A 26,783-nucleotide genomic window follows, 5' to 3' on the forward strand; every position below is an offset into this window, starting at 1 on the left:
TTGCTGCACAAGACCGAAACCCTTGGCTACCAAAGCTTTGAGTAGCATGAACATTGGCTCATCTTCAAAGAAAAAGGATAAAACCCTTTCATACCTTTGCACCATTATCAGGGAAAATGTATCATTGCTTCCCCTGCTTCCCCTGCTTCCCCTGCTTCCCCTGCTCCCTACCCCCACCACAATACTTATTCAGCAGCCCCTAATTATGTCCACCTACTTATAACCCAGCACTCTAATCTGCGATTAGAGTGCTGGAGGATGTCACGCGAAGGGAAACAACCAAACCCACCCCTATCAATCAACACTTAGAAAAATTAACGCCCAACTCCGACATAGCGGAACCCCGCACCTTCTAGCACTTTAGGATCAAGGAAATTACGACCATCAATCAGCACGGGATTATGCATCAGCTTCGCCATCTTGCCATAATCTAGACTCTGGAACTGTTCCCAGTCGGTGACTAATACTAAGGCGTCACAGCCATCTGCCAAGCGATCTGGATCACCTTCTACCTGCACACCAGATATACCGTGACTCATGCCACTGGATGAAATAATCGGATCATAAGCTTTAACTTTTGCGCCTAACCGATTGAGATTTTCAATCAGAATCAATGCGGGAGCATCGCGCATATCATCTGTATCCGGCTTAAAGGTTAATCCCAGAAGTCCCACCGTTTTACCTTTAAGGATTTTAAGTTCTTGCTGGAGTTTTTCCACAGCAATTAAGCGCTGACGATGATTGACACTCACCGCTGCTTTCAACAGTTGAGCATCAAACCCATAATCATCCGCTGTATGAATCAACGCCGAGACATCCTTGGGAAAACAGGAACCGCCCCAACCAATCCCCGCTTGCAGGAATTTACCACCAATGCGAGTATCTAAACCAATCCCTTGGGCGACTTGAGTCACATCCGCGCCCACGCGATCGCAGATATTGGCGATTTCGTTAATGAAGCTAATTTTGGTGGCTAAAAAGGAATTGGAGGCATATTTGACCATTTCCGCTGAACTCAAATCCGTCACCACCACCGGAACCGGGGGTAGGGATTTATCTTCAGCGGGTTCACGCTTGACAATCGGCGCATAGAGTTCCTGCATCATGGAAATAGCGCGATCGCTATTACTCCCCAACACGATGCGATCGGGGTTAAAGGTATCATAAATCGCTGATCCTTCCCGCAAAAACTCCGGATTACTCACCACATCAAACTCAACGCTTGTGTCTGACGTCGTACCTCCAGAGGACTTCTGGTGAGCAGTGACACCATCCATGACAATCATTCGTACCCAATCCCCAGAACCAATTGGCACCGTTGACTTATTCACAATCACCTTGTAGCCCCCATTCAGGTGATTACCGATCCCACGGGCTACCGCTTCCACATAGCGAGTATCACTTTCACCATTGGGTAATGCTGGCGTTCCCACCGCAATAAACAAAATCTCGCCATGAGCGACACCCCTCGCCAAATCGGAGCTAAACTCCAAACTGCCCGCCTTACTGCAAGCTTGCATCAGTTCCGATAATCCCGGTTCATAGATGGGCGACTGCCCAGATTTCATTAATTTGACTTTGTCCTCATTGTTATCCACACAGATAACATGGTGTCCGATATGGGCTAAGCACACCCCGGTTACTAAGCCAACATATCCAGTACCAATAACACAAACGCGCATGAGCTGATCCTCTCTGGTAGATGGTAGGACTCAGGGCTATCTAGCGGATTGATTCGTGTCCTAGTAAGCCCCTATGCCCCTATGAGTTAATACTGTAGTCGCTTAACTGGAAACAAGGGAATACCCTTCAGCCGTTAAGCGATCGCGGAAATCCTCAACAGTGGTTTTTAACCCCTCCTGTAAAGGTATAGTCGGTTGCCAACCCAATAACGTCTTCGCTTTAGTAATATCCGGACGGCGACGTTGCGGGTCATCTTGCGGTAAATCCTTAAAGATAATTTCTGTATCCGGATTGACCATTTGTTGCACCGCTTGCGCCAGTTGTAAAATTGTATACTCATCTGGATTCCCCAGATTAATCGGTCCAGTCTGATCATTATTCATCAACCGAATTAATCCTTCAACTAAATCCGATACATAACAGAAACTGCGAGTTTGTGAACCTTTGCCATACACCGTTAACGATTCACCTTTGAGCGCTTGCACGATAAAATTACTCACAACACGCCCATCATTTTCCATCATTCGAGAGCCGTAGGTATTAAAAATGCGAGCCACACGAATTTCCACGCCGTTTTGGAGATGGTAATCAAACGCCAGTGTTTCCGCCACTCGCTTCCCTTCGTCATAACAGTTGCCGCAAAATGCAACTCGTCCATGGCGACGTACACACACCACATGATTCTGCACATTAACGCAGTAAACATTGCCAGCATATCGAAATGGCTCTGGGGTGACTAAATGAGCGTCTTTTATCGGTCGAATATTCACCCGATATAAATCACGACCCACCGCATGAGACACAACAGACGCCGCATAGCCGCAACGCATGGCTAACTCTTGGACATCATCAGCCAGTTGTTTGGATTTGGTGTAATAAACATAACCCTCCCCACGCTGGGAACCATCTCCCATGATTAATGCCTTAAACAAAATCAGCGACTGACGCTTGGATAACGATAAAAACTGGCGCGGAATATATTTCTCACCCGACTTACCCAGAGGACATAAAATCTCCGCCAGTTGTTTACTACAAATCCGGAATTGGTGGTCATCTGATGAGAAAAACTTAAAGCCGAGGTTGTTTAAACAGTGGGTTATTTTAGCTCGACCCTCTGGATTTTCTTGGGCAATCAAGATGTTATAGTCAGCCACCTCATAGTCACGTCCACCAACAACCCGCCCTCGTCGTCGGACATGAACGCAGCCTTCAGAAATGTAGTAACCGAGGAATTCTAACCAATCATCCATCCGAATTCGCTCGACTCTCACCTTGGCATTTTTCGGTGCAGTTCCCAGTTCAAACCATTCTGGTTCTTCTCCCTGAAACTCACCCCCGGTAGGGACACGCCAAGAATGCCAATGTCGGTCTTCATCCGCACGCAAAAATTGCAATTTTCCGGTTTTACTGCGTACATACATCCAGTGATTTGGCGTTACACACAGATCGAATTTAGCATTGGCAAACCGGAGCAAATTACCCACGTAAGGCTGCACAATATACTCGTCCGGGACGTGATACTCAACTTGATTATCGGGATTAAGAGTCGCCACTCGCACCCCTGGCTGTAATTGGGGAAAAGGAACCCAGCCATTTTCCGTTAAAATTTCAGTTTCAGCGTCGTAACAACTGCGCGGTCCAATTGGATTAACATTTCCTCGGTATTCTTCGGGTTGAGGATGGACTTCCGGATCACCATACACTTCCGAAGTTGAGGCTAATAAAAATCTCGCCCCCACCCGCTTGGCTAACCCCAACATATAGAGGGTTCCCATGACATTGGTTTTAATTGTCTTGACAGGATTGTACTGATAGTGTATTGGCGAAGCCGGACAAGCCAGATGGTAAATTTGGTCAACCTCGACGCGAATCGGTTCGGTAATATCGTGGCGGATCAGTTCAAAGTAGGGATGATTCAGCCATTTGACGATATTTCGCTTGGTGCCAGTATAGAAGTTATCCAGACAGAGAACTTCATGACCAGCTTCCATTAACCGATCAACGAGATGGGAACCAATAAAACCAGCACCACCTGTAACTAGAATTCTCATAGGTTTTTCCGAATAGAGCGATCGCGTAAGCTTAGTGCGGTAAAGTAGCAAGCTCTACCATGTTACATTGAATCCCAGATTGGCAAGTCCTTGCCATGCTGAAAATCGCTTAATTCCTTTCAGGACGTGAAATTGAGACAAATTCAACACCCAACCCCTGACAATCGCTCTTGCCTGTGGTTATGATATTAGTTGAACTTTCTTAACACAACTAGATCTTGGGCAAACCAACGCGGTTTAGGGTGCAGGATTTGAGCGTTGACGTGCCATACCTCAAGAGTTTTAGCTGATTCGCTAACAAAACTGCCAAATTTATTTTGGCTCAAAGGTTGTCGCTCGATCCTCACGGATCGAAGTGAGGCTGTAACCTGGCACAACGTTGCTGGGAGGTTTCTGAGGGGAATTTTATGGCAATTTTTCCGTCAGAGATATTAATTCGGTGCTTGATTTGTATCTACCTGCTTGAACTTAATTTATGCTGCTAGAGACCTTACACTCGCCAGAGTCTGTCCTCGCTCAAATGGATACGTTCAGTACCGGGAAGTTAGAACTGTGGTTTCAGCCCGTTTATCAAACAAAGACTGGTGCTGTATTACACAATGAAATACTCCTACGTTGGCGAGACGAAGCCGGAAATCTGCACTTACCCCAGGAATTCTTACCCACGTTGTCGGATAAAGGACAACTGCAAAAGGCTGATCGCGCCGTTATTCGCAAGGGAATAGAACTCTTAGCGGAACAACCTGATCGATGCCTGTCGATTAATCTTTCGGGAGAGGGATTAAATAACTTTGAACTGATCGAATATATTCAAACACTTCTGGATCAGTCAGGAGTTGACCCGAAGCAACTGAGTTTTGAGCTAACCGAATCAACCATCGCCAAAGATTTTCCCACAATTCGGGCATTTGTCCGCGAACTCAAAAGTCTGGGTTGTGCGATCGTTCTGGATAACTTTGCCAGTCGCGAATTAACGCTGTTTCAATGCCAACAACTGGCGGTTGATCTGGTTAAAGTGGATGGTCAACTGATCCAACGCCTAAAAACGGAACCGAGTAGTCGCGTCTTAACCAAAGCCATTCTCGAAGGCATTCAGGCGCTGAGTCAGGTGGCGGCTAAATTTGTCAGCGATGCGGTTACCCTCTCACTGGTGGAAGAAGTCGGGATTGATTTAGTCCAAGGACACCATCTTAAAACCCCTAGTCCAGCACCCGATTGGACGGAACTGGTTCGCCCAGAGGAGGAACAGGATTCACCCACGGCTGAAGTCCAAAAATCTACTCAATCCTGGCGTTTCCTGGTGGGAACGGGGTTTGTGGTGCTGGGATTAGGGGCAGTTGGTGTGGGGATTGCCTCCATTGGCTATCGCCTCAGTCACTTAGTTGTAGACGGTAGCACGATTAACGGGCGAATTGTGCGGTTACAAGCGCCAACCACGGGTAATATTCAAGCATTTTACGCCCAGCCAGGAGTGGTTGTGAAATCAGGACAACTTCTCGCCCGGATTAGCCAAGAACCCAGTCCCCAAGAACAAGAAGCCCTACTCCGCCTAGAACGCGCCCAAGACCAAGAACAAATCCGCAATCAGCTTGAAAGTCTCGAATTACAAGGACAGATTCAGGTTAATGCTACCCAACTGGCATCGGCGAAACAGTCCCTAGCATTACTGAAAACGCAGTTACAGCAGCTTGAACGTCGAGACCAAGCCGTGCGCCAAGTGGATGTAGAATTGGGCTTAGACTCCGTTAAGGAACAGCAAGCTGTAGTTCAAGCGGCACAGGCAAAAGCTGAAGCTGCCCGATTAGATTATCAACGGTATCAAACCCTATTAGAAGCAGGGGGTGTATCCGCACAGGAAACGGATCAGTTGCGCTTAGTCTGGCAATCCGCCCAAGCCGAAGTCCAACAAGCCCAATCTGTCTTGGATGCGACGCAAAAGGCAGTCAATGCTGCCCAAGCGGGTATTGCTCGCAGTAATCGCAATAATATTATGGGCGGGGTTCTGTCCGATCAACGGATTAGTTTGCAGCAGACGATACAACAGCAATCGGTTGTGGTAAATACGATGGAAGCGCAATTGGCTAAACTCAAGCAGCAGCTAAATAACAGCCAGTCTCTACAAAAAAATGCCCCTTCTCTGGTTAATGATCTCAAACAATTACAAAGCGAACGGAAAGTGCAAAATGTGTCAGCCCCCTTTGCGGGTGTTGTCTACACAGCGGAACGAGAACAAGGCGAACAGGTTAATCAGTTAGAACCGATAGTGACGCTGCTTGATTGCAATAACTTGTGGGTAGAAACCGTGGTTAGTGCTGAACAAGCCAGTTCTATCAACACCGATAAACCTGTGACTGTCGGATTAGCAGGTTATGCCCAAACCGTCAAGGGTGAAATTGACCTGATTCAGCCGATTAGTAATATGCAACAGCTTAATAAGTTGACCCAGGTTCAAGCCCTACAGCCTGCGATTCCGCCTAAATTAGTGGGACAACCGTTAACCCGAATTACAGTACGGATTCCACCGCCGCCGCAACATGAGAATTCCCAACAGTTTTGCGGATTGGGACAAGCGGCGAGGCTGACGTTTCCTAAGAAATTGTTTGGTAATCGTTGAATTGAGATTTATATCTCAATTTTTTTTGTCTGGATTCCCTTGATTGTTTACATCTAGTCAAGAAACCGGGTTTCTTTGGGTAAAAGCTTGATATTTCATTGTCATCCTCACGAGAAACCCGGTTTCTAGGAATACTTGACCGACGCTCTAGGTGAGATGACAAATGATAGTCGTAAAACCCGCCCCTACACATAATTAAAGACGCGCCATGGCACGTCTCTACATCCAAAAACTCTATGACTCAATTATTTCGTTGGCAAAACATCTCGTCCTATCTTAATTGGTTCGCCCTGCTGTGTCTTTCCGCCTTCGGTTTTATTGGCTTTTACTTGCTGCGTAACCCAGAACAGTTAAACCTATTAGGCATATCCGGTTTAATTAGTATGGGGCTGATCGGCATTTGGCGATGGTCATGGTGGGCGCTGCAAGTGATTCGTTCTCGGATTTACCTACATTGGGTTTTTCCCCGGTGGCGCAAACAAGCCGATCGCATCCCCCTTGACAAGTTACCGCCTGTTTGCTTATTAGTTCCAACTTATAAGGAAAAACCCTGGATCACGGAACGAGTTTTCCGGGTAATCGCCCAAGAAGCCCAAAGTCTTTCTCACCCCCTGACACTGCTAGTTACCAGTAGCAGTAATGATGAAAATGCTGCCATCTTAAAGATACTTAAATCCGTTGACCCTGAACTCAGTTGTATTCGCCTAATCCAAATGGTGCAGACGGGGGAAGGGAAGCGCAAAGCCATGGCGGATGGATTACGAGAATTAGCGCGTTTAAATCTACCCCAAAATGCCGTTGTTGGTTTAATGGATGGCGATTCTGAACTGACACCTGGAACCTTACGTCGCTGTTTGCCATTTTTTCGTCTATTTCCCAAAATGGGGGCGCTGACGACGGATGAGTTACCGATTGTTGAGGGATCATATCTATTTTCTGAATGGTTTCATTTACGCCTATCCCAGCGTCATTATCAAATGTGTTCAGTGTCCCTGTCGCAAAAGGTGATGTGTTTGACGGGACGCTTTTCCTTATTTCGGGCGGAGGCGGCGCTGCATCCCACATTTGCGGATCAGTTAGAACTGGATACGTTGGATGATTGGTTGTGGGGACAGTTTAAATTCCTCTCTGGCGACGATAAAACGACGTGGTATTGGTTACTGCGTCGGGGTTACGATATGCTTTATATCCCGGATGTGATTGTCTATTCCATTGAGACGATTTCTGGGTCATTAATGGATCGCGCTTACCAGAATATGCGCCGTTGGTATGGGAATATGCTGCGGAACAGCGATCGCGCGATCGGATTGGGTCCAGGTAAGGCGGGATGGTTTATGTGGTACTGTCTCCTGGATCAACGGATTAGTTACTGGACAACTCTAATCACTCCCGGTTCGTTATCAATTTGTTTAGTGCAAGGGTATTGGTTAGCCGCTGGACTGATTCTCTGTTGGATTCTTTGTACTCGACCGATAATTTTAACCATCATTTTTTTGGGACGACAATCTCGACTTAAACCGATTCATTTACCCGTCTTTTTAATTGCCCAATGGAGTTCCTGTATTATCAAAATCTGGACTCAGATGAACCTTGCTCAACAAAAGTGGTCAAACCGAGGCAATCAAAGTATATCAGCCGCCGGATCGGGTTGGGAACGGTTGGTTAAAGTGAGTGTGTCTCGTTTTCTTTATGTTTCCCAGTTATTTGGCTTTGTAATTATTTTATGTTGGTTTGCTAGCCTTCTCACTCCCTTACAAGATGTGGCAGGGTTATGGTCAAATAGTACCTGGGCGATGAGTCAATCGGTTCCACCGCAAATTGTTGAAGCGATTGATAATGGAATTATTCCCAATGATGGTAAAGATGATGCCAAATCCCTCCAGGCGTTAATTAATCGCTTGTCTGGTGAAGACTCGGTTCAGATTAATTTACCCATTGGTGAAATTGACTTGTTTGATCCCATTGAAATTAATCGCAGTCACACGATTATTAAAGGGCAAGGAATGCGGCGAACTATTTTACAAGCGTATATTAGTAAACCTGATACAAAAGCTGTTCTAGTCATTCGACCCCGTGAACATCCTTTGACTGAAAAAGCGGAGTCTGATCAGAATCGGATTCAAGATATACATTTGAGCGGGTTTACACTGCGAAAAAAATCACTCAATTCAACTGAAAATATATCTGATGTTGGCAGTATTATTTTAGATAATGTAGTCAATTCATCACTGAAAAACCTTGATTTACCCAATAATCAAAATCATCCTTTAGTCATGCGTAACACCGAGAATATAACAGTAGAATATGTCATGGCAGGTTTGTAGTAAGGGCTTTAGCCCTTAATTTTAAGGGTTTTCAGTTCTGCCGTAGTTGGTGTGCTAAATATATAATTTAATAGTCTACCTTAAGACAAATGTTGTTCACATCGCTGAAAAATATAGCGCAGCACCCCTAAAATCTCGTCGAGATGAGCAATTCCATAGAGTAATGTTTCATACACCTCACCTTCAGTTGTTAATTTATAAAACCGCCAACCATCTCCATTGGTAACGATTCCAAATACATCAATCTCCTGCTCGCGTTGGCGATTTTGCCAGGAACACGCTTGCATTTCTACTAAACACTGAGCTAATCCTTGCTCAAAGTCATCTTTTTTCGCTTCAACAATACAGAGATAAGGGGTTTCAATATAAGCCTTACGTTCAGTAATCAAGTAATCAACATTTCCTGTGGTTATATCAGAGTCTAGAGCCGCCCCTTTCCATATTTTCAACTTCTTATAGGGTTGTATAGCTTCTTCGCAAATTGCATCAATCACTATTTTTTTAGATTCTTCATATTTTTGTAAATCAAAACATTGTAATCTAGCCCAGCGTTCTTGGAAAAAGGCACTGGGTGCAACAGGTTGGCTGTCAACGTGCCAGAGTAATAATTCAGTTAGGCTTAATTGCTTGAAGGCTTCTGTAGTATTAAAGCTAGCAAAGTTTTTTTTCTTTCGCTTTTTGGCATTTGACGACATGTCACGCCTTCCTGGTTAAAAAATACGCCGAAAAGGACTTATAGCTGGGGGTGAGGGCTTTAGCTTAGAGTGAATAGCACGCTCAGATGAGGCTGGTGGGCAATGCCCACCCTACCTTTTGTGCTATTCGTTCACCTCTGAAACTGAGAAATCAGCAAAATCGACATACACATCTTTCGGAGTTGCCCAAGAGGGATCACCGCCACCAAAAAAGGTGGAGAAGAATATACCATCAATTTTCAGGTCTTCAACAGTACGAAAGGTCAATCCTTGCTCATCGAGAACCATATTTCCATCTAACCAAACTTTAACCCGACCATTGGCTTGACCCGGTTCATTGAGGACAACTTCTTGCTCAATATGATGCCAAGTTCCAGGGATAAATTGCCAATTTCCCCGACCAATTGATGTGCCATATTCGTCACTTGTGGGCAGATAGGCATACAGTTCCCCATCTCCATTGCGTCTCCACATAAAGCGCGTCGAAAACCCATCGGTTCCATCAGGAGTTTTCCCGCCACTAGCACCGTCACCGCCGTAAAGTCCTGGCAATTTCCCCCCCTTAACAAAGTCAAAGTCGTCGGAAAAACGAACATAATAACTTAAGCGCAGAGAATCTTTAGCGGGTAAACCTAAATCCGCATAAAACTGCGTACCTCCTAAGGGGGCATCATTTTTTCGAGAAACCGTAGGACTAGCTGAACCCGCCGGATAGTTGACCCGCAGCACTTGAGCAAATCTGCCGTCGGCATCTTTAATCACTTCACTATTTTCTAAACCCCACTGTTTCTCACTTTTAAACTGCCAAGATTGCTGCCAATCCGTTGCGGCAAAGCTATCTGACCAGAGCGGGGTAACATCAGTGTTAGAGGCTACATCTTGACTGGTTTCTGTGGAATTGGAATTGCTTAAAGCAGAAGAGGACTCTATTTCATTTGAAGCAGTCTGAGCGCAACTATTCAGCATGATGACTAAAAAAGCTGCACTTAATAATTGACCTGAAGCGGTTAGATGCTTAAATGTGATTGACATGGGTTTGGCTTAAACGTGCGGGATAGCGTAGAGTTTTGAGCATTTTCATCTTGATGCACCCTCAACCATCCAATTTAATCCTTGCTCTCGGCTTTTGTCAGCCGTTATGAAAGACCTACTCAAAGCAGGTCAACCTTAGTCAGACCTAACTTTGATGCTTACTTCCTGCTTCACTCTGGCAGTGACGGCACTTAACCAGTCCACAGGCTACCACCACCTAACTGGCGGCTATCTCCAAATTAATGGAGGCATTAAAATCTCTGTCGATTTCCAAACCGCAATTGTCACACCGGAAAACTCGCTCAGATAAGGGCATTTCATCTTTTACGGCGTGGCATCTTGAGCAGGTTTTGGTTGAGGGATACCATCGGTCTACTACAACCAAGGTTGACCCGTACAATTGGCATTTGTACTCTAACTGGCGTTTGAACTCGTGAAAACCCATATCTTGAATAGCTTTCGCCAATTTGTGATTAGCCATCATGCCGGACACGTTCAAATTTTCTATTCCTATTCGGCTGTGGTTTTGGGCTAAATAAGATGTGAGCTTGTGTAACGTGTCTTTTCTGATATTGGCTATTTTCCGGTGCAAACGGGCTATTTTGACTTGGGCTTTTCTCCAGTTAGAGGAACCAATCTGTTTGTGACGATTTAGCCACTGCAGCCGTGAAAGTTTTTTTTCGTACTTGCGATAGCTAGACGCGCCTTCTACCACGATTCCAGTAGATAAGACGGCTAAGGCTTTGATTCCCAAGTCTACTCCCACTACAGGGTGAGGTTTGGGGCGATTGATTGGTTCATATTCCAGCTTAAAACTGATAAACCATCGGTCAGCCGTTCTGGATATGGTGACAGTTTTGGGCTGAAACTGAACGGGTAGCCGCTCATAGGTCTTCAACCAACCAATGACCGGAACTCTAATCTTAAAATGGTCGAGTTTAATTGACCCGTCTAGAGTAAAGCTGTCATGCTTTCCCTTGCGTTTAAACCGAGGTGGTTTTTTCTTTTTCTTAAACGCATTCCTCCATGCTTCGGCTAATTGCTTAAGCGCAAACTGGGGGGCGCATTTACTCACCTCGTAGTACCAAGGACAGGCGGGCTTAACCAGTGCAACTAACCACTTATGCAAGTCAATCCCAGTGGGGAACTTGATTTTATCCTCTCTTGTATCCCGGTTGTGGTCGAGTATCTGCTTAGTCAAGCCCAAACCCCAATTCCAAGCGTGACGGGCGACACCAGCGTGTTTAGCTAATGCCGTTCGCTGCTTGTTGTTCAAATTCAATTCACTCTTGAACCCTAAAAGCATAACCTGGCAAGAGTTGATAATTGTATAATAACCAGTATACCGCTACATACAGGAAGCAGCAATGCCCTTTCAAAAGGATCATCCATGGAGAGCGAAAAAGATACTAGATCAGCCGCTAGACAAAACCCCTATCTGTTTTAAGGGATATGAAGGGCAAAAGGATAAGCTGAAATCTGTCCCCAACTGGCAAGAACGGATAAGGCAATTTGTAGATGAACTGATATCTGAGCAAAATGCATAGACTTGCTCAGATATGCATAGATATTAGGTTGCAGCTACTAGCCCTTGACTGAAGAAAGGCAGAAGGCAGATGGCAAGGTGATAAGGAATAAGGAAATCATCACTGTTTAGATAGACCTCAATACTCCTCGGATACGCTCTAATTTAATTGCTTCTCCCCCAGCTTCCAGACGCGCCATGGCGCGTCTCTACAACCCCAGCTTCCCCAGATCCCCCAGCTTTCCTACTGGGGTTCGAGGCGCAAGACTGCCATAAATGCTTCCTGAGGCACATCAACTGTACCTAAAGATTTCATCCGCTTTTTCCCTTTTGCCTGCTTCTGCAACAATTTTTTCTTACGGCTAATATCCCCGCCATAACATTTAGCGAGTACGTCTTTCCGTAATGCAGGAATATGTTCGCTGGCAATTACCCGACTTCCAATTGAGGCTTGCAGGGGAATTTTGAATTGGTGACGGGGAATTAATTCCCGGAGTTTTTCCACTAACGCCCGACCAACAGAGTAAGCTTTATCCCGGTGGACAATCATTGCCAGAGAATCCACTGGATCACCATTAATTAACACATCGAGGCGAACCAGAGTGTTTTCCTGATACCCAATCAGGTGATACTCCATACTGGCATAACCGCGCGATCGCGATTTGAGTTGGTCAAAAAAGTCAGTCACGACTTCCGCCAGAGGTAATTCATACACCAAGGTGGTTCGCCCTTGGGTTAAATACCGCATATCTTTAAACTCACCCCGCCGCGTTTGGCACAGTTCCATCAGCGTCCCCACATAGGTTTCTGGGGTAATCATCTCGATGCGAACATAAGGTTCTTCAATTTTCTCCCGCTGCTGGGGTGGAGGGAGTAAGCTGGGGTTATCAATTTCCAAAACCTCCCCATCCATATTCGTGACTCGATAGACCACTGATGGAGCGGTAATGATTAAATCTAAATCATATTCCCGTTCTAATCGCTCCTGGACAATTTCCATGTGCAATAAGCCCAAGAAACCACACCGGAAACCAAACCCCATGGCGCTGGAGGTTTCCGGTTCATAGTTGAGAGCCGAATCATTGAGTTTGAGACGGTTGAGAGCTTCGCGTAAATCTTCGTACTGATCCGCGTCGGTGGGGAATAAGCCGCAGAATACCATGGGTTTGGCTTCCTTGTAACCCGGTAAGGGCTTCTCCGCCGGTTCAGCAGCTAGAGTTATAGTATCGCCAACACGGGCATCTTCTACGGTTTTAATCGCCGCCGCGATGTATCCCACTTCTCCGGCGTGTAGTTGCTCAACCTGGATTTGCGTCGGTGACAATACACCCAGTTCATCAATTTCATATTCTTTTTTGGATACCATCAGGCGAACTTTTTCCCCAGTTCTGACGCTACCATCCATCACCCGGAAATAGACGATGACGCCTCGGTAGGGGTCATAGTAGCTATCAAAAATCAAGGCTCGCAGGGGCTGATCGATGGTGTCTTGGGGAGGAGGAACCAGATGCACAATGGATTCTAAAATCTCATCAATCCCAATTCCCTCCTTTGCCGATGCGAGAATGGCTCCGCTACAATCGAGACCAATGATCTCTTCGATTTCTGAGATCACTCGTTCGGGTTCTGCTCCTGGGAGGTCAATCTTATTCAGAACCGGAATAATTTCCAGGTCATGCTCCAAGGCTAAATAAACATTTGCCAGAGTTTGAGCTTCAACCCCCTGAGAGGCGTCTACCACGAGCAATGCGCCCTCGCAAGCGACCAGCGATCGCGAAACCTCATAGGAGAAATCCACATGACCCGGGGTGTCAATTAAATTGAGAACGTATTGCTCACCATCTTTCCCCTGATAGTTCATGCGAGCGGCTTGCAGTTTAATGGTAATCCCGCGCTCCCGTTCCAATTCCATGTTGTCCAGGAACTGTTCCTTCATTTGGCGATCGCTCACCGTACCGGTTGTCTGTAAGAGGCGATCGGCTAAAGTGGATTTACCATGATCAATATGAGCAATGATGGAAAAATTGCGAATGCGAGAGACAGGAACATCAGTCATAGAATTATCGGGTGACAAAAAAAATTGGCAACACGGAATGGATGGCTCTTAATGTATTTTAATGTTTCTTCCCAAAATGGGGACAATACTCCTGATACTCTAACTCCAGAGAACCTTTTGGGGCTAAGTACGTCACGAATCTCAGGTGGCAAGAGGGCAAATTGTCGTAAAATGTAGTGTAGGGGAACACCAAAACGCTGAAAATGAATAATCATGCCATTCATCGAGAGCATTCAACAAACAAGGAAGAAATATCTATCCTGATGGATGCTCAACTGTTAGACCAAATCAAACACTTAACCAATGATCCGTCTAAGGTGATAGAAACAGCCATTCGTCAATGGCTAAGAGGAGAGCGCGATCGCGATGATGAGCTAACCCGCACCTTGAGACGAAATCCACCAGTACCGCCACGAGGCGAATGGAACGATTAAGAGCCAAGATGTTCGTCGCTTTATTCTTTCGCCTGAGGCTCCAGGGCGTTAAGGGGTTGCATTTATGTCTGTCTTGGTGCGAGCGCTAATCCTTTCGCTGCTTGTAGTTTCCAGGTTTCTTGTAGATGATTGCTCCTGCTGATTTCCACCATCCTCGATTTGGGTATACCACTATGCAATCTACTACTGCACAAGGCAAGTCCAGCTTTTTGCAGGAGTTAGAGGTTGAGCTGATGTGTAGCCAAGATGCATCAGGTCAGTATCACTCCTTTTATTGGCGACAAGCCGAGCAGTATGATTTAACTCAAGAACAGGTTATTGGGGTTCCCCTCAACGAAACCTTTCATCCCATTGCTCTAGATGCTTATCGGGATCGAATCCAGCGGATTCTAGACAACCGCACCCCAGAACGCTGTATCCACGACTTCTGTTATGGCGATCACGTATTTCCCTTTGAACTGGTGATCAGCCCAATTTTACAAGCAGACGGTCAGGCGACTCAGGTTTGGGTGATAGGTCATCTATTACCGGAGGGTTCGGTGCAAAAAGTGATCGATTCGCTAGTACCGTTAAGTGTCGATCCCAATCAAAAACTACTCACCCAAATTGCCCGCCGGATTCGCCGGACGTTAGACTTAGATACAATCTGGCAACAAACAGTAGACAGTTTAGGGAAAGCTCTACAAGTCAGTCGCTGTATTATCTGTTCCTACAAACCCGACTATACGGATGTCAAGGTGGAAGCGGAGTATCGCCAAGAGTCATTAGAGGAAATGTTGGGGATGACGCTGGAACTGGAGTCGGAACTGATAATGAAACAAGCGATGTGGAGTTCCGAACCGGTTGTAGTTGACCAAATCGCCCCGAGTCGGTTTCAAGAAAAATCCATGCTGGTGGTTTCCACGTCTTATAAAGATGAACCCAATGGCTTAATTAGTTTACAACAGTGCGATCGCCACCGTCCGTGGAGTGATGCGGAAATTGAGCTAGTGCGGGAGTTGGCTGAACAAGTGGGAACCGCGATCGCGCATGGTACGCTCTATAAAGAACTAGAACTAGCCAGAGAACAAGCCGAAGAAGTGTCCCGCCTCAAGAGTGAATTTCTTGCCAGCACCTCTCACGAATTGCGGACGCCCCTAAATGGGATGATTGGCTTTCTCAAGCTGATTCTGGAAGGGATGGCGGATGACCCTGAAGAACAGCGAGAGTTTATTCAGGAAGCCCATAATAGCGCCTTACATCTGCTCAACATCATCAACGATATCTTAGATATCGCCAAGATTGAAGCCGGAAAAATGGAGCTGGAGTTTAGTCCAGTTGAGTTAGAGTATCTATTTAATAAGGTCTATGATTTTACTGCCCAGCAAGCCCATCACAAGAATTTGAGCTTCACCCTAGAAATTCCCGCCGTCTACGATGGCATTGTCATGTATGGGAACTATCAACGGTTGCTACAGGTGATGCTAAACCTAGTGGGGAATGCGATTAAATTCACCGATGAAGGGGGAATTACCATCAGCGCCGAAGTCATTCGCAAGAAAGTCCATTTTCAGGGACAGGAGTTTCCTGGACATGTGAAAGTGCGGGTTGCGGATACAGGGATTGGGGTATCCTTGGATAAACAAGACAAACTCTTCCAATCCTTTAGCCAGGTGCATGGTGGACTCAATCGTCCTTATGGGGGAACCGGGTTAGGGTTAGCCATTTCCCAAAAGCTAGTGGAAACCATGGGCGGTGTTGTACATTTCTTCAGCATGGGGGAAAACTTAGGTTCAACTGTGACATTTACTGTACCCCTTTATCAAGAACCCGTGATGGTGTCGCGCACAGATTGAGCAAAAGGCGAGGTATCCTAGTGCAGCGTCGCAGAAATAGCCTTAAGTCAGTACCATTCCGTTAGGTTGGTAGCTGGAAAACTTATTGAATTGAGTTAAAGACTTACTGGCGAAGGCATTTCCTGTTCCCTGTTCCCTATTCCTTCTATTTTATTAAAAAAGTTAGGGGAATCCCCTAAGTCTGACACCTTCCCCTAACTGTTTATTATTGGGTAAGAGTGGAAGACGAACCGACTCCACCAAAAGAGCAGATACCAGGGGGTAGTCGGTTGATTACACAGACAGATCCCCGACTTCTTCAAGAAGTCGGGGATCTTGCTTAGTAGCTTATTAAATAAATCTTCAGGAAGAGGCAAAGGAAGCGGCAATTCTTTAATAAAAATTATCCGATACTTCTATGCCAAATCTATGTAATTTGATAGAAAACCTGAACCCGATCGCTTTGTTAAATTGATGCTGAGGCGATCGCACGCGCTGTTTTTAAGATTATGTCTAACCGTGTTTCCACGGGGGAGTACGCTTTTTTGCCGAGGAAGGTGAACAAGGACTGCAAGCCAGTACCGTGCAGATTGTGAACAAGCCGGGTGAGCAGATTTCCAAAGTTGATGAATTGGAAATTGAACAACCCCTCGGTTGGAACAAATAAATTAGCACTTGTGTAGGGTGCGTTAGGCGCATAGTTTTTTATTCACTTTTATTTCCCACAGAACACTCATGCGCCGTAACGCACCACCTTGGTTGGTGCGTTACTAACGCACCCTACCCAAATTACAATTAATGATGCTTGTTACTGGCGATATCTTGACATTCATAATTTATAAATAAGGCAGAAGATAGAACAGAGAGAGTAAATTTGCGTTCATTAAACCCGCGCAGGCGGGTTTTGTTTGTATAGCTGCGGTTACCCTGCGGGAAGCCGCTCCGCGTCTACAACCGCCCCATCTTAAAGGATTCTTACAAGCTTACCGACAAAACTTGCACCGTTTCTCCGGCTGGAATCAAAGTTTGACCAACGGGTACGACCGCAAGACCCGTAGTTTGGGCTAAGTTAATTAAATTACCCGAACTGTGACTACCACCCGCCAACTTGAATTCGTATTTCCCCTCAACTAATTGAAGCTGACCCCACAAATAGGATTCTCGACGCCCATCAGATTTGAGTTCGCTACGAGAGGTGGCGTGGATAAACCTGGGCTTCCATCGTTGCATTGGTAAACCAGAAAGCTTTTTCATCACAGGTTGCACAAATCGCCAACAACTGACTAACGCGGATACTGGATTTCCGGGTAGACCAAAATATAAGACTGGATGCGATGAGCCTTTTTTATTCCTCTGACTCGGAGGCGGAAACGTCGCCACGGTTAAGGGTTTACCAGGTTTAACCGCAACCGAACGGATGTGAATCTCCGCATCCAGTTGGGCTAAAATTTCATCTACATAGTCATAATCCCCCACAGAGACGCCACCTGTAGACAGAACAATATCGGCGGCTAGAATAGCTTGGGCAATGGCTTGCTTCAGGGCGTCCGGTTTATCGCGGACAATCCCCTGTACTTTAGGAATTCCGCCACAGAGAGTCACCCAAGCGGTTAAAGCGTATTGGTTAGAATCGACAATTTGACCCGGTTGCAAGGGTTGGTACGGCGTAACCAGTTCATTTCCGGTGGAGAGAATCGCGACTTTGGGACGGCGATAGACGGTGAGTTCCGTACATTGGGCGGCGGCGAGGACAGCAATTTCTGGCGCACCCAGTTGAATTCCTGATTCTAAGAGAGGGTCTCCAGCACGGTAAAATGATGCCTGATGACGCACAAAGCCTTGCGGTTTCGGTGCTTGTAAGATTAAAACCTGGTTATCCCGGTGCTGTGTATGTTCCTGCATTACCACCGTATCAGCACCCTGGGGCATACATCCACCGGTGAAGATACGCGCCGCTTGTCCGGCTGCAATGGTTTTTTGCGGTTGATAGCCGGCGGGAATCTCTTCAACTATGTTTAAACTGATTGGTTGCTGTTCACTCGCCGACTGCACATCCGTATAGCGTACTGCGTAACCATCCATGGCAGAATTATCCCAGTGGGGAAAATCCAATTGGCTGGTTACAGGAGTAGCCAGAATTCGACCTGTGGCGGTGGATAGGTCAATAATTTCGCTGTCTAACTGGGAGTCTAAGGGGTGGACGAGATCTAAGATAATGGATTCGGCTTGGTTAACGGGTAGCATGGGGCAAGAATTAGGAATAATGCGTTATTTAGCTTCTCCTATGAGTGTAAAGGCTGCCCAGTCTCTAGGATGAGGATGTTTTGCCATGGTCGTCAGCATGGCTGTGAGGATTTCATCTGCCGTAAGTAAACCGTTATCGTTATTAGAAGGAGCTAATGCGATCGCACTTCCTAATCCCCAGATTTCATCGAGTATGCCATGGGTGGCTAGGTGAATCATATCAAGTCCGGTGAATTGCCCATAATAGCAATGCTGTAACCGCAAGAGTTTCGGGCTTTTTTATTAAGGGTGATTTTCCGGACATCATATAATCCGGGCGTTTGCTATGTTCTCAACCAAGGTAATTTTTCAAATGACGGTTCAAGATGATCGTCGAGAAAAAAACAGATTTATACACTAGAAGACGCTCGTCGTTTACAAAAGAAACAGTACACAATCCAGCAGTATCGTCACCAGATGGATTTATTTCAGGGCTATTCACCTGAACGAATGCTTTCTATCTTAAAGGATAGATGTCGGTATTTAATCGAGAGAGGTTCGACCTTAAATAATCCTCACATTCCGGCGTCTTATTTTCAAGGTTGGGAGCGGATTACCGAAAATCATGCTCAACGTTTGCGAGAATTGGTAGCGGAAGCGCTTCATGATAAAGCTTGAGCAATAGATACAGCCACTCTATATGCCATTGGTGGGGGAACAGCATTGCCAATTTGACCTAGGGCTTTATAAACAGCACCATCAAATGACCAGGATTGAGGAAAGCCTTGCAAAATCGCACAGTCAGGTACAGATAAGCGAAAGTGACCATTATCTGGTACAAATAAATGCGCCTGTTCTCGATTGAGAGCGACTCCATTGGGCCAAATTTGTAGTTTTTCCCAAATCTTTTGCGCGGAAACACTACTTAATACTGATGTGGTATGACGTGGACCGGTGAGAGAACTGCGAATGGTAGGAGATAACGTATCAAATCCTATATCAGGTAGTCCTAAGGCTTCACGCACGCCCATACAAGGTTGTAACGTTTCAGACGGGTCGAGGAGCGAAAATAGATCTAGCTGAACATGAGGTTTAACTTTATCAGTAGGCAAATGATGCCAACTGTGGGTGGGGAGAGGGGACTGGTAATTTGACGCCATTTTTTCCTGACGAAACCCCACAAAAAATACACGCTTTCTCATTTGAGGAATTCCGAAGGATGGCGCGGTCAGGATAACTCGAATTAGCGTATAGTTCTGACGCAGGGGATGTTCAACAACCTCTTTAAGATATGAACTGAATTTTTTGCCCACCAATGCTGTAACATTTTCCGCCACGAAAGCAATTGGCTCAATTTCTAATACAGCCCGGATGAATTCTGGAAACATATCCCGGCTGTCTTCTTTTCCTTGCTGACGACCAGCGACAGAAAACGGTTGACAGGGGGGACCGCCATGGATTATGTCAACTAAACCCCGATACTCTCGCCAGTCTACCTGGGTAACATCTCCTTGTTCCCCCCCAAACACAGTCCACTCTGGTCGAACGTTCCTCAAGGTAATACCAGATTCAGGTAAGATATCGTAAGAGGCAACATGGGTAAATCCAGCGCGATCAAAGCCTAGGTCTAAACCGCCACCACCACTGAACAAAGAGAGCGATCGCCAGCCGTTACTGGCTAATTGTGGCATCAGGTCGTCCGGATTGAGCCAAGGTACATTAATCGGATGAATCGGTCTTCGTCCCTCACCCCGGACAGCTTTGGCTTTGGCTCGACTCGACGCCTGAGAACGTTTCCTGTAAACCTCTCGTTCTTCGTCAGTGATGTCCCAGCCTTGATGCCAAGATGATGCTGCCATAAATGGGTCTCCAGATCAAAGGTTTCAGCTCCCAGAAGTTTATATCAAGTCCTGTTAATTGCCCATAATGTAAGGGGATATATCTAGTGTCTTTTGTGATAAAACTTAATGATTGGCAAAATTTGCCCGAGTTAGGGCTGGCTCTCGCGGGCTTGGTAGGGTAAAGTGCGATCGCCAATCACAGAGTCAGCGCCAAAACTCTCACCCGATTCAAGTACCCACGCCGATACATGACGTTTTTGGCTGGGATTGTAACCCAGTAGCCGCACCCAACCTTGACAAACGAAGTAAAGGTCATTCGGATTCAGTACAGATTGACCCGAATTCTGGGATTGGCTGGAGGCGCGATCGCTCAATAGATCATCACCGAGTTCAAATTGATACCATTCTAAACCTTGACAAAACTCCGATACCAAATCAGCATCAACGTCCCATTGGTTCAGGAACGAGTGGATCACAGCCAAGTTCTGAGTCTCAGTTGGTGATGCCTGATCGTGCAATTGCCCCCGATTTTTGAGTGTCTGATTCATTCCTAACTCCTCAGCCTGGGCATGTTCAAAAGCATCAGCCGCCACTCTACCAAATTAGGTAATGCTTTTCGAGTACCTTTAGGTCGTTGACAAAAACGAGGTTATATTTTATACCATTTGCCTATTGCCTATTGCCTATTGCCTGGCGCGTAGCGCTATAATTCCTGATTTTGAGTTCATGCGCCGTGATATTCTAAGACTTTGCCACCTGATCCCCAGAGTACGGCAAGTTTTTGATATTCCATGAGCCTTGACAAAAACGGCATGTTTTCATCTGACTTTCCCCAAGAAAATGGACAATCTGGTCACAGTAGTAGTAATGTGACGCTCACCGATGAGGCGGGGCGATCGCTCAGTTGTTCAATCGAGCATTCTCTTAATGTGGAAGGAATCGACTATTTACTCCTCCTCCCTATCGATTCCCCCGTCGAAATAGTCGCCTGGGATGAGGATGATCAGGCTGACGATCTCGCGGATGCTACCCTCGTAGAAGACGAGACAGAAATCGATGAAATCTTCTCCGATGCCCAAGCGGTTCTCGCTGAACAAAATCTCATCCTGAAACGCACCGCATTTACCCTAACCGTCGCGGGTGAACTTCCGCCAGCGGATGAGGAGGAGATTCTCAGTATTGAACTCGCCGAAGAAGATGTGGAACTCGAACCCGAACAATTGCAATTGTTGGCTAATTTTTACCATGAAGAACAAGAGTACGGAATTTACACGCCCCTTGATCCCCTACTCTTTTTCGCCAAGCATAACCCTAACGGTCAATTAGAACTCTTATCCCCCGAAGAATTTCAAAAAGTCCAACCGCTGCTAGAAGAGTTATTATTTGAAGATTTAGATTAAAAATGACGAATGACGTAGCTTGCTTCTCGCGCAAGCGAGTATGACAAATGACGAATGATAAATGACAAATGACAAATAAAACGATTCAACAATTCTCTAAATGGTCTTATTATCTTGCCTTACTCCCGGTAACCATGGTAATCGGTTTATGGCAGGGGTGGGCATGGTGGAGTTGGGTACAGTCTCCCCCTGTCGATCAATCCTTAGACGCATCAACCAATACCTTACAAATCCAGATTCCCACCGGAACAGCCGCCCAACAAATCGGTTTTGATTTAGAAGAAGCGGGTTTAATTCGTTCAGCTAATGCGTGGAGACTCTGGGGTTATTGGTTAAAACTGCAAGATCCAGAGGGTGGATTTAAAGCTGGAACCTATAAACTATCCCCCAGTCAACCCTTACCCGACGTTGCCCAAAAAATTTGGACGGGTGAAGTGATGCAACTCTCGTTCACGATTCCCGAAGGATGGTCCCTCCAGCAAATGGCAACCTATTTTGAATCCCTGGGATATTTTAAAGCCCAAGACTTTCTGGCGGCGGCGAGTCAGATTCCTGACGATCAGTTTCCCTGGTTACCCAGTAACTTACCGCACCTAGAGGGCTACTTATATCCTGACACCTATCAACTACCGAGCGATCGCGTCACGCCCCAACAAATTATTAACCAAATGCTCAAACAATTTGAGCAGGTGGCTTTACCGGTGTATCAACAGGGACAACAGCAAACCCAACTCAGTTTACATGAGTGGGTAACGTTAGCCAGTATCGTAGAAAAAGAGGCAGTGGTGGCAGAGGAACGCCCCCTGATTGCGGGGGTATTTACCGCCCGTCTCCGCCGAGGAATGAAACTGGAATCTGATCCTACGGTTGAATATGGATTAGGCTTTCGCCAAACGGCAGATCAGCCCCTAACTTATGCCCAAGTGGGAACACCCTCTCCTTATAATACCTATCTCAATCCCGGATTACCGCCTACCCCCATTGGCAGTCCCCGAGTAGACAGTTTAAAAGCCACACTTAATCCTGAACAAACAGACTATCTCTTTTTTGTTGCCCGCTATGATGGCACTCATTTATTTAGTAAAACATTAGAAGCCCATGAAGCGGCAAGAGACGCCATTCGCAACCAACGGGAAGCACAGCAAATTCAACAACCTTAAGAATAGAGCTTACTGGGTAAATTTTTGAACCCGTTTTAACGGGTTTGAGCTTTAAGCCAGAACTTTAGTTCTAGGCTGCGATCGCGAAGACTGCTACGCTAGATGAAGCAGGAGCGCTGCTACAACCATTCGGTGGGAATAAAGTTATTGGCTGAGGACAAATCACGGCTTATGTCTTGGGTATCAAACTTAGAAAAGATGGCTTGGGTATCAAACTTGGAACCTGACTTAGTTCTGGAGGCTCCAATTGTGGGGTTAACCCGAGATATCCTGCAACACTATCAACTTAAAGGATTAGTGCTGGATGTAGACGAAACCTTGGTTCCTCTGAAAGCCTCCCAAGCCTCAGACGAACTTAGGGCGTGGGTTGAAGATATTCGATCAGTAGCGTCTCTGTGGCTAGTGAGTAATAATCTGAGTGAGACGCGCATTGGTGGGATTGCTAACTCCCTGAATCTGCCTTATCTCCACGGTGCGGTTAAACCATCCCGACGCAAATTAAAACAAGCCGCCGCCGCCATGAATTTGCCCGTAGAACAAATCGCGATGGTAGGCGATCGCTTGTTTACAGATGTCTTAGCTGGAAACCGACTCGGTATGTTTACCATTCTCGTCGAACCAATGATAGATCCCACTCAGACTGCCTATTCTTCTCCCATTCGCGATTTTGAAGTCTGGATCACTCAAATTCTTGGCGTATCACTGCCCAGCAAGCAACATAAGTTTACAAAAGATGATAAATCAAGACAAACTGAAATATAAAGAAAAGATTATGAAAAAGCAGGCAATCAGAAAATCATGAGATTATGATAATAGTTCAAATGGGGTCAGCCGCTATAAAGACCCTAACCATAATAAAACACCTGTTATAATTCCATCGCGAGCGCTATATCCCTTAGTTGAGGACGTAGCGCTCTATTGTGTTGAGAGGGGGAGCACCATTGTAGAGACGCGCCATGGCGCGTCTCTACATACATAAATGATGTGTCCTAACAGCCATGGCGGTTGCTATAGCTTGCTTCTCGCTAAAGCGAGTATGACGAATGACGAATGACGAATGACGAATGACTAAAACAATTGTTGTCAAAGTGGGTACATCGAGTTTAACTCATCCAGAAACGGGTCAGTTAGCGCTGTCAACGATTGCGATGCTAGTGGAAACGCTGACTCGGTTGCGTTCTTCTGGCTATGGTGTAGTCTTAGTCACCTCTGGCGCCGTGGGAGTTGGGTGTGGACGATTGGGATTAAAGACTCGTCCTCAAACCCTCGCCCTCAAGCAAGCTGTGGCGGCTGTAGGTCAGGGACGGTTAATGCGAGTCTATGATGATTTATTTTCCAGTCTCGATCAAGCGATCGCGCAAATTTTGTTAAGCCGCCAAGACTTGGTACAGCGCAGTTGCTATGTTAATGCTTACGCGACATTTCGAGAACTGTTGCAGCTTGGTGTCATTCCCGTAGTGAATGAAAATGATACCGTCGCTGTCGAGGAACTTAAGTTTGGCGATAACGATACCCTTTCTGCAATGGTGGCGAGTTTAATCGAAGCCGATTGGTTATTCTTATTAACCGATGTTGATCGACTCTATTCGGCTGATCCGCGTCAAGTTCCTGATGCTGAACCGATTACCCTGGTTAACCGGATGGAAGAGTTAGCCGAACTTCAGATACAAACTGGGAACGCAGGTTCTCAGTGGGGAACAGGGGGAATGGTAACCAAAATTACCGCCGCTAGAATTGCCACGAGTGCGGGAGTGAGAACCGTGATTACTCAAGGACGACACCCCGAAGCGATCGAAAAAATCTTACAGGGAGAACCATTAGGAACGCAATTTGCCCCCCAACCGCGAACCGAAAACGCCCGTAAGCGTTGGATTGCTCACAGTTTAGTTCCGGCGGGTAAACTGTATTTAGATCAGGGTGCAGTGAAGGCAATTTGTCAAGGGGGTAAGTCTTTATTAGCCGCTGGAATTACTGCAATTGATGGCAATTTTCACGCCTCAGATGCAGTACAACTCTGTGATAGTCATGGCGTAGAAATGGCTAGAGGATTGGTCAACTACAGCAGTTTGGAATTACAGAAAATTCGGGGACATAAATCAGCCGACATTCCCAAAATTTTGGGCTATGGTGGGGCGGAAACAGTTGTGCATCGAGATAACCTGGTTTTGAGTAATGTCTGAGATCACCGATTATAAAATGAGTTCGATGCTCACCCCACTAATCACCCTTTTATACCTTTTATACCTGTTGAATTGGGACAAATTAGCTATGAACCGACTATTTAATACTCAATTAATAGTTGCCTTAGCTGGAGCATCACTCTCTTTTCTGGCTGGAGTGGAGCCAGGGATTGCCCAGCCTGACCAATATTGCGATGATCCGGGTTCAATTCCAGCAGCACAGACAACCAGAAACTTAGAACTCGATAGGTTTGGCATAGAACTCACCATCCCCTCAAATTTCAGAGCCATACGCCTAAACAACGGCAACGTCATTTCTAAAAGCTGTGATTGTTCAGGAATGAGTGAAAGCCTAGTGTCATTACTTGAGCGCTCAAGTTTACTCCAACCAAGCCAAGCCTCAACTCCATAGCGCGATCGCGAACTAGATAGTCCCTGTTCTCTAATCTCAACCGTTAACTTTAATTGTGTCCCTAGACGTGTGAAATGTGGGATAAAATTATATTGATTGCCTAATTGGGTCGTTAATAAACAAACTGCCCCAACCCGGAGAAATGTGAAAATGTCTGCAAGAGAACAACTCATTCAGGAAATTGCTCAAGCTCCAGATTTTTTAGTTGAGGAAGTTTTAGATTTTTTGTTGTTTACTAAATCTCGTAAAAGTCAGCCCATATTTCCTGACAAGCAAAAACAACTCCGTCCATTTGCCCTTTGTGCAGGAGAGTTTACAGTCCCCCCAGAATTTAACGATCCATTGCCTGATGAGATTATTCGTGATTTTGAAGGCTAATTGTTCAACAAATGAAATTATTGTTAGATACTCACATTTTCCTCTGGTTCATCAGCGGTAGTCATCAGCTATCAGCAACCTTTCGTGATACCATTCAAAATCCTGACAATGATGTTTATCTGAGTGTTGTCTCGTTATGGGAGTGTATCATCAAGTATCAACTCGGCAAACTCTTACTCCCAGAGTCTCCTGAAATTTATTTGCCCAAGCAACGCGAACGACACCAGATTGATAGCCTTGCTGTTGATGAGGCAAGTGTGGTTCAGTTAATCAACTTACCCTCACTACACCGCGATCCATTTGACCGATTACTGATCTGTCAAGCTTTACAGCACAACTTGACAATCGTGACGGCTGATGCAGCAGTTATGGCTTATCAAATGGCTCAGTTTTTACGATAGCTGATCAAAAGAGCGATCGCGCAATGGTTGAGCAATTGCTTTCATACAGTGCAACTCGATCCAGGTGAATCTGAAGCGATCGCTTTAGCACTGGAAATCAATGCTGACTTGTTACTCATTGATGAGCGTCGTGGTAGAACAGAAGCGAACCGTCTGGGCATCCGGATTACTGGCTTGCTGGGAGTATTGGTGGAAGCCAAAAAGCGAGCGTTCATTCCTGCTGTTCGACCTTTACGAGGAAGTGCAATCTGCTTGACAATAGCTTTCATCTAAGCTTGCTCGGCTGCAATACTGTCCCAGATTGCTTGCACAAGACGAATTCTATCTTCAATGCTGAGGGCTGCTATTTCATTCAACGTAGCTGTGATGTCCATGCTGAGCAACTTAAATGGAAGAGTCGGCGGTATACCTCAAATATAGCGGACAGGGTTTTGCCCATGATGCGATAGCGCAAGCGCTGCTGCAAAGCAGATCGCTCTTTGGGTACTGGTAAAGGCGATCGTTGTTTTACCCGATCATCTCTACTGTATGCGGATGGTGGTGTTGCTAGTGAATAATGA

General features: G+C 46.0%; 21 protein-coding genes and 5 pseudogenes. 13 read left to right on the forward strand and 13 right to left on the reverse strand.

Annotated features, from left to right (window positions below):
• Positions 1-314: 314 nt before the first annotated feature.
• From RH949_RS23405 to RH949_RS23420, 4 genes and pseudogenes are all read right to left on the reverse strand, one after another.
• Positions 315-1,682 (reverse strand): UDP-glucose dehydrogenase family protein, encoded by a 1,368-nt coding sequence (locus RH949_RS23405; protein WP_446356522.1) that lies wholly within the window; start codon positions 1,680-1,682, stop codon positions 315-317.
• A gap of 102 nt (positions 1,683-1,784) precedes the next feature.
• Positions 1,785-2,420 (reverse strand): annotated as a pseudogene (locus RH949_RS23410) (GDP-mannose 4,6-dehydratase); the annotation flags it as partial.
• A 33-nt stretch (positions 2,421-2,453) separates the two neighbouring features.
• Positions 2,454-3,104 (reverse strand): annotated as a pseudogene (locus RH949_RS23415) (LAGLIDADG family homing endonuclease); the annotation flags it as partial.
• Positions 3,105-3,298: 194 nt separating this feature from the next.
• Positions 3,299-3,734: pseudogene (locus RH949_RS23420) on the reverse strand (GDP-mannose 4,6-dehydratase); the annotation flags it as partial.
• A 475-nt stretch (positions 3,735-4,209) separates the two neighbouring features.
• On the opposite strand from RH949_RS23420, the gene RH949_RS23425 reads away from it, so the two are divergent.
• Complete coding sequence (locus tag RH949_RS23425; RefSeq protein ID WP_446356524.1) at positions 4,210-6,348, forward strand: EAL domain-containing protein; 2,139 nt, start codon at positions 4,210-4,212, stop codon at positions 6,346-6,348.
• Positions 6,349-6,584: 236 nt separating this feature from the next.
• Positions 6,585-8,672, forward strand: a complete 2,088-nt coding sequence (locus RH949_RS23430; RefSeq protein ID WP_446356526.1) for a glycosyltransferase — start codon at positions 6,585-6,587, stop codon at positions 8,670-8,672.
• A gap of 80 nt (positions 8,673-8,752) precedes the next feature.
• Here the strand turns inward: RH949_RS23430 and RH949_RS23435 are convergent, their stop codons facing one another.
• The 4 genes from RH949_RS23435 to lepA all read right to left on the reverse strand — a co-directional run bounded on the left by RH949_RS23435 (position 8,753) and on the right by lepA (position 13,980).
• Positions 8,753-9,367 carry a hypothetical protein gene (locus RH949_RS23435; protein WP_446356528.1) on the reverse strand — a complete coding sequence of 205 codons (615 nt, stop codon included), beginning with the start codon at positions 9,365-9,367 and terminating at the stop codon, positions 8,753-8,755.
• A 123-nt stretch (positions 9,368-9,490) separates the two neighbouring features.
• Complete coding sequence (locus tag RH949_RS23440; RefSeq protein ID WP_446356530.1) at positions 9,491-10,399, reverse strand: polysaccharide lyase; 909 nt, start codon at positions 10,397-10,399, stop codon at positions 9,491-9,493.
• Positions 10,400-10,616: 217 nt separating this feature from the next.
• Positions 10,617-11,705, reverse strand: coding sequence for an RNA-guided endonuclease InsQ/TnpB family protein (locus tag RH949_RS23445; protein ID WP_006104684.1), 1,089 nt, complete (start codon positions 11,703-11,705; stop codon positions 10,617-10,619).
• A 463-nt stretch (positions 11,706-12,168) separates the two neighbouring features.
• Positions 12,169-13,980 (reverse strand): translation elongation factor 4, encoded by a 1,812-nt coding sequence (lepA, locus tag RH949_RS23450; RefSeq protein ID WP_006104676.1) that lies wholly within the window; start codon positions 13,978-13,980, stop codon positions 12,169-12,171.
• A gap of 203 nt (positions 13,981-14,183) precedes the next feature.
• On the opposite strand from lepA, the gene RH949_RS23455 reads away from it, so the two are divergent.
• A complete protein-coding gene (locus tag RH949_RS23455) occupies positions 14,184-14,414 on the forward strand; it encodes a type II toxin-antitoxin system CcdA family antitoxin (RefSeq protein WP_044210163.1) in 231 nt (76 codons plus the stop codon).
• Between the two features lie 125 nt (positions 14,415-14,539).
• Positions 14,540-16,249, forward strand: a complete 1,710-nt coding sequence (locus RH949_RS23460; RefSeq protein WP_006104668.1) for a sensor histidine kinase — start codon at positions 14,540-14,542, stop codon at positions 16,247-16,249.
• Positions 16,250-17,203: 954 nt separating this feature from the next.
• Here the strand turns inward: RH949_RS23460 and RH949_RS23465 are convergent.
• Together RH949_RS23465 and RH949_RS23470 are read right to left on the reverse strand one after the other, a co-directional pair.
• Positions 17,204-18,472, reverse strand: coding sequence for a molybdopterin molybdotransferase MoeA (locus RH949_RS23465; RefSeq protein ID WP_446356534.1), 1,269 nt, complete (start codon positions 18,470-18,472; stop codon positions 17,204-17,206).
• 24 nt (positions 18,473-18,496) lie between these two features.
• Positions 18,497-18,709, reverse strand: a pseudogene (locus RH949_RS23470) (CHAT domain-containing protein); the annotation flags it as partial.
• 219 nt (positions 18,710-18,928) lie between these two features.
• Between RH949_RS23470 and RH949_RS23475 the strand changes: the two are divergent.
• Positions 18,929-19,129, forward strand: a complete 201-nt coding sequence (locus RH949_RS23475) for a hypothetical protein (protein ID WP_446356536.1) — start codon at positions 18,929-18,931, stop codon at positions 19,127-19,129.
• Here the strand turns inward: RH949_RS23475 and RH949_RS23480 are convergent.
• Complete coding sequence (locus RH949_RS23480; RefSeq protein WP_446356538.1) at positions 19,114-20,310, reverse strand: DNA cytosine methyltransferase; 1,197 nt, start codon at positions 20,308-20,310, stop codon at positions 19,114-19,116. The genes RH949_RS23475 and RH949_RS23480 overlap by 16 nt on opposite strands.
• A 131-nt stretch (positions 20,311-20,441) precedes the next feature.
• On the reverse strand, positions 20,442-20,840 hold the full coding sequence (locus RH949_RS23485; RefSeq protein ID WP_446356540.1) for a hypothetical protein: 399 nt from the start codon (positions 20,838-20,840) through the stop codon (positions 20,442-20,444).
• Between the two features lie 264 nt (positions 20,841-21,104).
• Between RH949_RS23485 and RH949_RS23490 the strand changes: the two genes are divergently transcribed.
• The 8 genes from RH949_RS23490 (at position 21,105) to RH949_RS23525 (ending at position 26,496) form a co-directional block, all read left to right on the forward strand.
• Positions 21,105-21,692, forward strand: coding sequence for a DUF3727 domain-containing protein (locus tag RH949_RS23490; protein ID WP_006104710.1), 588 nt, complete (start codon positions 21,105-21,107; stop codon positions 21,690-21,692).
• Between the two features lie 68 nt (positions 21,693-21,760).
• Positions 21,761-22,852, forward strand: coding sequence for an endolytic transglycosylase MltG (mltG, locus tag RH949_RS23495; RefSeq protein ID WP_446356542.1), 1,092 nt, complete (start codon positions 21,761-21,763; stop codon positions 22,850-22,852).
• A gap of 198 nt (positions 22,853-23,050) precedes the next feature.
• Positions 23,051-23,614 carry a YqeG family HAD IIIA-type phosphatase gene (locus RH949_RS23500; RefSeq protein WP_006104792.1) on the forward strand — a complete coding sequence of 188 codons (564 nt, stop codon included), beginning with the start codon at positions 23,051-23,053 and terminating at the stop codon, positions 23,612-23,614.
• 302 nt (positions 23,615-23,916) lie between these two features.
• A complete protein-coding gene (proB, locus tag RH949_RS23505; protein WP_446356544.1) occupies positions 23,917-25,032 on the forward strand; it encodes a glutamate 5-kinase in 1,116 nt (371 codons plus the stop codon).
• 88 nt (positions 25,033-25,120) lie between these two features.
• Entirely contained in the window at positions 25,121-25,444 is a 324-nt protein-coding gene (locus RH949_RS23510; protein WP_157453360.1) for a hypothetical protein, read from the forward strand.
• Between the two features lie 150 nt (positions 25,445-25,594).
• Positions 25,595-25,822 carry a hypothetical protein gene (locus tag RH949_RS23515; RefSeq protein WP_006104774.1) on the forward strand — a complete coding sequence of 76 codons (228 nt, stop codon included), beginning with the start codon at positions 25,595-25,597 and terminating at the stop codon, positions 25,820-25,822.
• Between the two features lie 11 nt (positions 25,823-25,833).
• Entirely contained in the window at positions 25,834-26,223 is a 390-nt protein-coding gene (locus RH949_RS23520) for a type II toxin-antitoxin system VapC family toxin (RefSeq protein WP_006104721.1), read from the forward strand.
• A 48-nt stretch (positions 26,224-26,271) separates the two neighbouring features.
• Positions 26,272-26,496 (forward strand): hypothetical protein, encoded by a 225-nt coding sequence (locus tag RH949_RS23525; RefSeq protein WP_052307563.1) that lies wholly within the window; start codon positions 26,272-26,274, stop codon positions 26,494-26,496.
• Here the strand turns inward: RH949_RS23525 and RH949_RS23530 are convergent.
• Positions 26,496-26,597, reverse strand: a pseudogene (locus RH949_RS23530) (addiction module protein); the annotation flags it as partial. The gene RH949_RS23525 and the pseudogene RH949_RS23530 sit on opposite strands and share 1 nt — an antisense overlap.
• Between the last annotated feature and the right edge of the window lie 186 nt (positions 26,598-26,783).

Source organism: Coleofasciculus sp. A1-SPW-01 (assembly GCF_040217205.1).
In the GTDB taxonomy this organism is placed as follows: domain Bacteria; phylum Cyanobacteriota; class Cyanobacteriia; order Cyanobacteriales; family Coleofasciculaceae; genus Coleofasciculus; species Coleofasciculus chthonoplastes_A.